The sequence below is a fragment of the Membranihabitans maritimus genome (assembly GCF_021729145.1).
In the GTDB taxonomy this organism is placed as follows: domain Bacteria; phylum Bacteroidota; class Bacteroidia; order Chitinophagales; family Saprospiraceae; genus Membranihabitans; species Membranihabitans maritimus.
The window spans coordinates 1-359 of the sequence record NZ_JAJSLW010000091.1; the positions used below are offsets into that span (position 1 = coordinate 1).

1 protein-coding gene is annotated in these 359 nt (G+C 51.0%); it reads right to left on the reverse strand.

Annotation, left to right across the window (positions count from 1 at the left end; genetic code table 11):
- On the reverse strand, nt 1-359 hold a 359-nt coding region (locus tag LVD47_RS23430), incomplete at both ends, for an Ig-like domain-containing protein (protein WP_439652055.1).

The window sequence follows — 359 nt, forward strand, 5'->3', positions numbered from 1 at the left end:
TACTCAATACAACCCGTCAAGCCGTCTACTGCTGCCGTACCGTTTTCCGGATCGCACGATTCTACGCTCGATACCGTGCCCGGTAAGCCCGTCGTATCCGCACAAACCACTACCGTACTATCCATCGGCGTACTTGTCTCTGGTAAGGTATCCTGTGGCGGATAAACTCGTATCGGTACAATCGTCGTATCGCAATTCCCTAAATCATCGCATATTATGATGCACGTCGTATCCGTGCCTATATATCCAGTTGTCGGCGTATATTCTATACAACCCGTCAAACCGTCTACTGCTGCCGTACCGTTTTCCGGATCGCACGATTCTACGCTCAATACCGTACCCGGTAAGCCCGTCGTATC